Genomic DNA, 8,706 nt, shown 5'->3' on the forward strand with positions numbered 1-8,706 from the left:
TACACCTTATACGAAATACTCTATTTTATTTTATATAAATCATATTCTTATAGTCAAATAAAAAGCTTAACTTAGCTGAATTTGGCTTTTTTAATAATTTATGAAGTTCCATGCCTGTTATTTGAGCTAAGTTCCACGATGTTGTTCAATTTTTATAAACATTGTCCTATTTTTCATAAGTCATTATTGCATGTGGTAGAACCAAAATTGGTACATAAAAAATAGGGAAGTTGGTAATCATAAGGAAAGAAAAATAACACTCTATATGTCATAAAGGACAAATAATGAGTCGTCTGACAGAGTTTTACCATTTAAATGACAATCTTCTTTTTAAGCAGAGTTTCTTTAAAAAAACTTACATATTGCAGGTTAATTTTATTTTTATTGAAGTTCATCACATAAATCTTTAAAAATATTTTCTTTATAAATCAAATGTATTTGAGGCTTTTTAAAAAACGCTGCACAATAAAAATCAAATGATATTGGCATGAATCAAGCATTTAAAATTCATGTAATTGTGTATTTCCAGGGGAAGAGAATGTTCACGGCAGAACTGTTGGACGAAGCAAAAAAATTCATGCATCACATGCTGACCAAAGTAGTAGAATATGGGGGCTCAGACTTATTTATTACCGCAGATTTTCCACCGAGTATCAAACATCAGGGCTTAATGAAGCCTTTTGGACAACAGACGCTAACTGCTGAAAAAACCAAACTGTTTGCCTATAGCTTGATGAATGACAAACAGCGTCAAGAGTTTGAAGCTGAACTAGAATGTAACTTCGCGATTACCGTGCCGGGTGTATCGCGCTTCCGGGTAAATGTTTTCGTACAACAGCTTCAGGTTGGGATGGTGATCCGGACCATTACGGCAGAAATTCCAAATTTTCAGAAACTGAAATTACCAGAATCATTGAAACACGTGATTATGGAAAAACGTGGTCTGGTACTGGTTGTGGGAGGAACAGGTTCAGGTAAATCGACCTCTTTGGCAGCGATGATCGACTACCGCAATGAAAATTCTGCAGGGCATATTATTACCGTGGAAGACCCAGTGGAATATGTGCATAAGCACAAGAAATCTATGATTACTCACCGTGAAGTCGGGGTAGATTGCCATTCCTGGCACAATGCGTTGAAAAATACCTTGCGTCAGGCACCTGATGTGATTCTGATTGGTGAGATTCGCGATACTGAAACCATGGAACACGCAATTGCCTTCGCCGAAACCGGACATTTATGTCTGGGCACACTGCATTCCAATAATGCTAACCAGACTTTGGACCGGATTATTAACTTCTTCCCGGAAGAACGCCGTAATCAGTTATTGATGGATCTATCTTCGAATATGAAGGCAATTATTTCCCAGCGTCTGATTCGTACTCAGGATGGGAAAGGCCGTCGGGCTGCGATTGAAATCATGTTAAATACACCTTTGATTTCTGATCTGATTTTAAAAGGTGAGTTTCATGAGCTGAAAGCTATTATGGGCAAATCTCGTGAACTGGGCATGCAGACTTTCGATCAGGCCTTATTTGACCTGTATAACGAGGGTGCGATTTCTTATGAGGAAGCATTGCGTAATGCCGATTCGACTAATGAATTACGTTTACAGATCAAGCTGAAAAGCAACCGCCAAGATAATCCTGCTGCCGGAGAAGCAACACAATTCACGATGATGCAAGAACCGAAAGCTGAAGAAAAAGAACAAGAAAATACTTCAGCATCTGAATAAATACATCTTCGTGTCAGAATTAAAACAGGCAGTTCATCTGCCTGTTTTTTATTATATTTAGACATTAACTTGTATTAGGCAGTCTTAACTTGAACGACCAATTTAAAGTAAACAATACTGCATAGGGTGAGTAAACTACAGAGAATAAAGGCGAACTGATAACTATAAGTCGCAATAAGCACCCCAATCAGGAGCGAGCCGACCGCAATTCCTACATCATAAAAGGTCGAAGTCGCATAACCAATTCGGTGTTTCGGTGCACGTTGAATGGCCAGTGTCTGGATGCAAGGTTGTGCGCTACCAAAACCGACACCAATCAATACCGCAGCCAGCAGGAATCCCCACAACGTCTGAATCTGACTGAGTAAAAAAAGTCCTAAACTAAATACTAATAGCGCAGGATAAATCACATATTGTGGACCTTTGCGATCGTAAATTTTTCCGGTAATCGGACGTAAACTCATCATGGAAATGGCGAATACGACAAAGAATAAACTGGCATAAGCCATCAGGTTTTTACTGGCAGCAAAAGGTGCAATAAAAGACATGATGCTGGCATAAGAGAAAGAAATCAGAGCTGCCAGAACAGCAACAGGCAATGCTTTCTTTTCTACAACATCAGACAACGCCAGTCCTTTTTTCTCAGGAATAGTTTGAATGATGTGCTCAGGCTCTTTGACCGGAATCATTAAGCAGAAAGCAAATCCGATAAAAACTAATGCAATAAGCAGCATTGTGATCTGAAAATAAGACCAGTATTCAATCAGACTTAAGCCAATCAATGGTCCTAGAACAATACCCAGATTGACTGACATGACGTAATAGCCCATGCCTTCGCCTTTACGCTGTTCTGGAATAAACTGATTTACTACAGGGACACAGACTGTAGTCAAAATACTAAACCAGATCCCATGCAAAAAACGGATGATAAATAAGGTCATCAGCTGATCGGCAAGCAAATAGGCTAGGGAAAATAGACTGAAAAAGATTCCAGAAACAATCAGGGTTTTACGGATACCCAATTTTTCAATAATTAAGCCGCTAAATGGACGTACCGCAATGGCTGAAATCATAAACAAAGTCATGGCCAGACCAGCTTGGGCTAAGTTTCCGCCTAATTCTTTCAGGATATAAATCGGTAAAATCGTGGTTTGTGCAAAATAGAAAATAAATAAAAACAGGTTATTGGCCAGACACAGCACAAAAGGCTTGGTCCATAATGGCGCTGCATTGGCGTTCATGATTTTCCTAAAATGATATGCTGTAAGACGCTGGGCTCAGCATGGGAAATTATTGTTATAAATAAGCGCGACCTATTCAGGAGCGAAGTGAATATGATCAAGACTTTAGGAAAAATAAGTGAAAAATACAATGATATTTCATGATAAATACATGAAATTTAATTTGAACTAGGAAATGCGGCGATTGATCTTTAATAAAAAAATCAGCCCGAAGGCTGATTTTCTAAATTTAAACCGGCTTAGAGACCAGCTTCATATTCTGTATTGGAAAGCAGCTTTTCAACATCTGCCATATTGTCCGGTTTGATTTTATAGATCCAACCTTTGCCATATGGGTCGTCATTAATAAAATCAGGATCATCTTCAAGCGCAGCATTGATTTCAACGACTGTACCAGAGACAGGCGCATGAATATCAGAAGCGGTTTTCACTGATTCAACCACGCCAGCCTGTTCGCCCGCAGTAATATGTGAGTCAAGATCTGGTGCTTCTACATAAACCAGATCACCTAATGCATCCTGTGCATGGTCGGAAATACCGGTCACAACAAGATCACCCTCAATGCGTACCCATTCATGTGTACTTGCGTACTTTAATTCTGCAGGATGATTCATTGATAACTCCTTAAAAATCTTAAGATCATTTTTGACATGTTTTATACATTCTTTTTGGCCAAAACAAAAGGTTTATCCTTGCTTATAAATAAGGATCTTTACGCCAGTTGCTCGGGCTACGACCACTCCAGCGCTTAAACGCTCGACTAAAATTGGCCACATCACTATAGCCAAGTTCATCAGCGATCTGCTCCAGAGTAAAGTCTGTACGGGATAATAAGGAAGTGGCATGCCGGTAGCGCACTTCATCCACCAGCGTAGAGAAAGAAGTACCTTCAGCGGCCAACTGACGCTTTAAGGTTCGATCTGACATATGCAGGCGTTCAGCTACGCTTTCAATACTCAGATAATGCTGTTCGGAATGAGTCAGGATATCCCGTACCCGCATGGCAATCCGGTGCCGTTCACCTAAGACAGATAATTCGGCTTCACACTGATTAATCGCAATCTGGCTGGCAATTGGATCAGCATGTACCAACTTGTTCATCAGGTAGCTTTTATCAAAACTTAAAATTAAATGCGGTTGTTCAAAACGGAACTGATGCGTAGGAAATTTCGCCATGAAGCGCTCAAAACCTTCCGGCTTTTTGAAATCAAAGTCGATTTCTCCGGTTGCATCGTTAACCCCTGTAATAGCCTTAGCCATACTGATCAGACCAATCATCAGGGCAATCGAAATTTCTGTACGAAGCGGTTCAAGCTGAATATCAGTTTGCAGCTGTACCGTTGCCTTAGCGCCAAAGGTCGAGAAAAATAACTGCAGGAAGGGTAAACGTAACTGAATGAATCGGTTCGCCAGCACCAGAGCTTCGGTAATATTATTCGCCGTCATGATGGCATAACCGATAAAGCCATGAATCGAAATCCGCATCTGGGTACCTAAGTGATAACCCAATGTCGGTTCACCAGTGAGTTTCAGGGCATGCTTGACCAGTTCGTTGGCCACTGGTGTCGGAATACGGTATTCAGAATCTGCCAACTGTTCACTGGTCAGGCCAAAAGGCTTAAAAAGCGACTCATTATTATACCCCCAGCGGGAAATGACATCGAGAAGCAAGAGACCGTATACACCTGGAATACCTTGGTCTTGGCGTGGAGCTATTGTTTTCATGCGCGATCCGTTGCACTCATTCAAATTTTTTTATTTTCACTTCATATTGGTATAAAAAAGCCATTTTCTTGATAAAAATTGTTGGACAAAGCTGCGGCTATTTCCACAAGAAAATTTCAATCGACTTCAAGCAGAGTAGCCTAATTTAAAGTTGGAAATCAATGTAAACCAGAGACATTTTAGGTATTTAATTTTAAGGCTACAGATTTCTATTAATTCAGAATAGGGCTGTTTTTTGAATAATCTGGAATTTAAAAATGCTTGTGGAATAGTTGATATTCCCATAAAAGCAAACCAAAGCATTACTATTCAAGTGACTCAAATAGAATGCTTCGGTTTCTGTTGTAGAGCTTAGCTACTACTGAATAGAGAGCAATTATGCTTCATGCAAGCTGTCAGATTTGGCATGTTGTTGTACCAAAAACCCGCCGGTTTGACGTTGCCATAGCTGCGCATAAATCCCGTTTAAGGCCACCAGTTCATCATGCGTACCTTGCTCAGCAATTTTACCTTGATCCATCACAATCAGACGATCCATCTGTGCAATGGTAGATAGACGGTGCGCAATGGCAATAACCGTTTTACCTTGCATCAAGTCATCCAAACTATTCTGAATAGCTGCTTCGACCTCAGAATCCAGAGCACTGGTGGCTTCATCCAGAATCAGAATCGGTGCATCTTTCAGGAATACCCGGGAAATGGCAATACGTTGGCGCTGTCCACCAGAAAGCTTCACGCCACGTTCACCCACATAGGCGTCATAGCCTCTACGGCCACGCAAATCAGTCAGATTCGGAATGAATTCTTCTGCTTTGGCCTTGCGTACAGCTTCAAACATTTCTTCATCAGTCGCATCTGGACGACCGTATTTAATATTTTCAGCAACGGTACGATGCAGCAAAGACGTATCCTGAGTGACCAGCGCAATATTTTTACGCAGACTGTCCTGAGTGACATCGGCAATATCCTGGCCATCAATCAGAATACGGCCCTGATTCAGATGATAGAAATGCAGTAACAATTGAATCAGAGTTGATTTACCGGCACCGGAACGACCCACGATGCCGATTTTTTCACCCGGACGAATGGTCAGATTAAACTGGTCAATCACCGGTTTTTCATTATAGGCAAAAGTGAGATTATCAAATTTAATCTCACCGTGTTTCAGCTCCAGTTCTTTCGCATCTTCTTTGTCTTGAATATTGATTCGACGTCCCAGAGTTTTCATTCCGTCCTGAATAGTACCGACATTTTCAAACAGGGCAGAGGTCTGCCACATCATAAACTCGGCAATACTATTCAGCTTTAATACCATTGCTGTAGTGGCTGCAATGATCCCAAGCTGCGCCTGACCTTGCATCCAGAGCCAGATCGCAGTTCCCAGCACACCTGCATATAGCACAACACTCAGCATCAGAATGCTGATTTCGTATTGAGCGCCCAGACGCATCTGTTTATACACCGTAACCATAAATTCCTGCATGGATGATTTGGCATACTGACTTTCGCGACCTGCATGCGCAAACAGTTTTACGGTTTGAATATTGGTATAGGCATCAGTCACACGTCCGGTCATGACTGCACGTGCATCCGCTTGTAAGGATGAAATCTTACTTAATCTTGGAATGAAATAGCAGGCAGCACAGATAAACAGTAATAGCCAGACCATAAGCGGCAAAATAAGTAAGGGTGAAATGGCACCCAAAACAATATTAATTGTGACGAAATAAATCAGCACATAGGCCAGCATATCGCCCAAAATCACCCAGAATTCCCGGATCGCTAGCGCCGTCTGCATGACTTTGGCCGATAAACGTCCGGCAAAATCATTATGGAAGAAGTCCAAACTCTGTTTGAGCAATAAATTATGGAAGCGCCAACGCAGACGCATCGGGAAATTACTATATAAAATCTGATGCTTGATCAGGGACTGAGCACTGGCAAACAGGATATTAGCCAGCAAGATAATACTTAATAAGGTCAGGTTGCTGGCATGTTGATCTAAAAAAGTTTCTGGCTGACTTTGACTCAACCAGTTCACCAGATCGCCAATTTTTGAATACAGTAAGGCCTCAAAACTGGCTGCACCCGCGGTACATAGCACCAGAATCAGTAAATAACGGCGTACCCCATAGGCTGCTTGCCAGACAAAGGGAAAAAACCTGGTGGGTAAAGGTTGATTCAGGTTTTTGGTGGGATAGGGATCTACCAGCCGTTCAAGCCATCGAAACATTCACGTACTCTTATCATGTATTTTCTTTGCGAAGATTATAAAGGATTCTGCTTTTTGAAGTCTGAATTTGATTGAAATTGCCACAAATGTTTAACCAAATCAAACTTTAGGTTGCAGAGCAAAAACTCATACCAGATTTATACCAAATAATATGAAGACCAAAAATAAGAGATTGAATTCATTTTAAATACTGAATAAAAAGCCCGAAATAAGAGATTATTTCGGGCTTAAGTTGAGAGGTTAGTTTAAGTGATAATCGGAGATGAAGAACTCGCGTTAAAAGATTCCTTAAAATCACTTCCAGAAGGCGCCTGATACACCTTCAATCCAAATTCCGGAATAATCGCCAGAATATGGTCCATGATATCTGACTGGATATTTTCATACTCTGCCCAAACCGTCGTATTGGTGAAAGCATAAATTTCCAGTGGCAAGCCTTCGCTAGTCGGTTGTAACTGACGCACCATTAACGAGAAATTTTTGGCAATACCGGGATGCTGTTGCAGATAAAATTCCAGATAAGCGCGGAACGTGCCTAAATTGGTCAGACGGCGCTGGTTGTATTGTGAATGGTGCTGGAGCTGCTGGTTAAACTTCTCTAGTTCTTCTGATTTGGTATTCAGATATTGATCCAGCAGGATAAAATTTTTCAGTTTGTTCTGTTCTTCAGCCGTCATGAAATGCACGCTGGTTTGGTCAATATGAATTGAACGTTTGATCCGGCGGGCACCCGCATCCTGCATGCCGCGCCAGTTTTTAAAGGTATCAGTCACCAGTTTATTGGTCGGAATCGTGGTCACTGTTTTGTCAAAGTTCTGCACAGTCACTGTGTGTAATGACATATCAATGACATCACCATCGGCGTTTAGGGTCGGCATTTCAATCCAGTCACCAATACGTACCATGTCATAAGATGAAATCTGAACCGAAGCGACCAGTGACAGAATCGTATTTTGAAAGACCAGCATCAGGACAGCAGCCATCGCACCAAAACCTGCAAGTAAGGTGAATACATCTTTTTTCAGGAAAGTGCCTAAAATCATCAAGCCACAAACAATGAAGATGATCAGCTTGACCAGCTGTAAATAACCTTTAATCGGCTTGTTGCGTGACTTGGGATTACGCTGATAAATCAGGTTAAAGATATTCAGTAACTCACCGAGTGCCAGAGCAATGGTCAGGAAAATAAACGCCTGAGCACCCATTTGTACAAAAGTTTGTACTTTATCGGATAAATGCGGGACAGTGGTAATCCCGTTCATGATCACGATTGCCGGAACAATATTGGAAATCCGGCGAATCACACTATGTTCAGCAAAAATCTGATTATTGGCAAAGGGCATTTTGGAAATCAGTTGACGGATGCCACGTACAACAATCTGTTTGGCAAACACATTGGCAAGAATGGCCAGTAAAATCACAATACTCAGTGAAGATAACATTTCCAGCCATGGGTACTGATCGGCCCAATCTCGAATATTCTGAATAAAATTAAACTGTTCCAACTGATCTTTCTCTTTAACTCAAAAAATTTGTTAGAGTTTATAGGTTTAAACGCAATTTTTTAATCTTGGATAACCTTTTAAAACATATCTTTCTTAGAGGATGCGAACTTAATCACTATTCAGGCATTTATTTTTTCCTTCAGGTTAATTCAGATTAAATAGATCAATGGAAATTGATTGGTTAATGGCTAGGAAACGTGAAAAATCGATAGAACAGCCTAACTTGGTATTCCTATACTTCTTTTTAAACCGCAGATTCAAATACCA

At 40.8% G+C, this 8,706-nt stretch carries 6 protein-coding genes; 1 reads left to right on the forward strand and 5 read right to left on the reverse strand.

Translation table 11 applies throughout. The features are described from left to right. The first annotated feature begins 538 nt into the window (after window positions 1-538). Complete coding sequence (locus B3143_RS07455) at window positions 539-1,735, forward strand: PilT/PilU family type 4a pilus ATPase (protein ID WP_005235842.1); 1,197 nt, start codon at window positions 539-541, stop codon at window positions 1,733-1,735. Window positions 1,736-1,809: 74 nt separating this feature from the next. Here the strand turns inward: B3143_RS07455 and B3143_RS07460 are convergent, their stop codons facing one another. The 5 genes from B3143_RS07460 to B3143_RS07480 all read right to left on the reverse strand — a co-directional run bounded on the left by B3143_RS07460 (window position 1,810) and on the right by B3143_RS07480 (window position 8,439). After that, complete coding sequence (locus tag B3143_RS07460) at window positions 1,810-2,976, reverse strand: MFS transporter (RefSeq protein ID WP_286739989.1); 1,167 nt, start codon at window positions 2,974-2,976, stop codon at window positions 1,810-1,812. Between the two features lie 239 nt (window positions 2,977-3,215). Further along, window positions 3,216-3,590, reverse strand: a complete 375-nt coding sequence (gene gcvH / locus B3143_RS07465) for a glycine cleavage system protein GcvH (protein WP_286739991.1) — start codon at window positions 3,588-3,590, stop codon at window positions 3,216-3,218. An 82-nt stretch (window positions 3,591-3,672) separates the two neighbouring features. Then, a complete protein-coding gene (locus B3143_RS07470) occupies window positions 3,673-4,701 on the reverse strand; it encodes an AraC family transcriptional regulator (protein ID WP_286739993.1) in 1,029 nt (342 codons plus the stop codon). A 376-nt stretch (window positions 4,702-5,077) separates the two neighbouring features. Further along, window positions 5,078-6,934, reverse strand: coding sequence for an ABC transporter ATP-binding protein (locus tag B3143_RS07475; protein WP_286739995.1), 1,857 nt, complete (start codon window positions 6,932-6,934; stop codon window positions 5,078-5,080). 245 nt (window positions 6,935-7,179) lie between these two features. Further along, complete coding sequence (locus B3143_RS07480; RefSeq protein WP_286739997.1) at window positions 7,180-8,439, reverse strand: mechanosensitive ion channel family protein; 1,260 nt, start codon at window positions 8,437-8,439, stop codon at window positions 7,180-7,182. Window positions 8,440-8,706: the final 267 nt, after the last annotated feature.

The organism is Acinetobacter sp. UBA1496 (assembly GCF_002324975.1).
In the GTDB taxonomy this organism is placed as follows: Bacteria; Pseudomonadota; Gammaproteobacteria; order Pseudomonadales; family Moraxellaceae; genus Acinetobacter; species Acinetobacter variabilis.

Coding starts and splice junctions, on each gene's coding strand:
- B3143_RS07455 (WP_005235842.1), top strand. CDS start 539: ATGTTCACGGCAGAACTGTTGGACGAAGCAAAAAAATTCATGCATCAC.
- B3143_RS07460 (WP_286739989.1), bottom strand. CDS start 2,976: ATGAACGCCAATGCAGCGCCATTATGGACCAAGCCTTTTGTGCTGTGT.
- gcvH (WP_286739991.1), bottom strand. CDS start 3,590: ATGAATCATCCTGCAGAATTAAAGTACGCAAGTACACATGAATGGGTA.
- B3143_RS07470 (WP_286739993.1), bottom strand. CDS start 4,701: ATGAAAACAATAGCTCCACGCCAAGACCAAGGTATTCCAGGTGTATAC.
- B3143_RS07475 (WP_286739995.1), bottom strand. CDS start 6,934: ATGTTTCGATGGCTTGAACGGCTGGTAGATCCCTATCCCACCAAAAAC.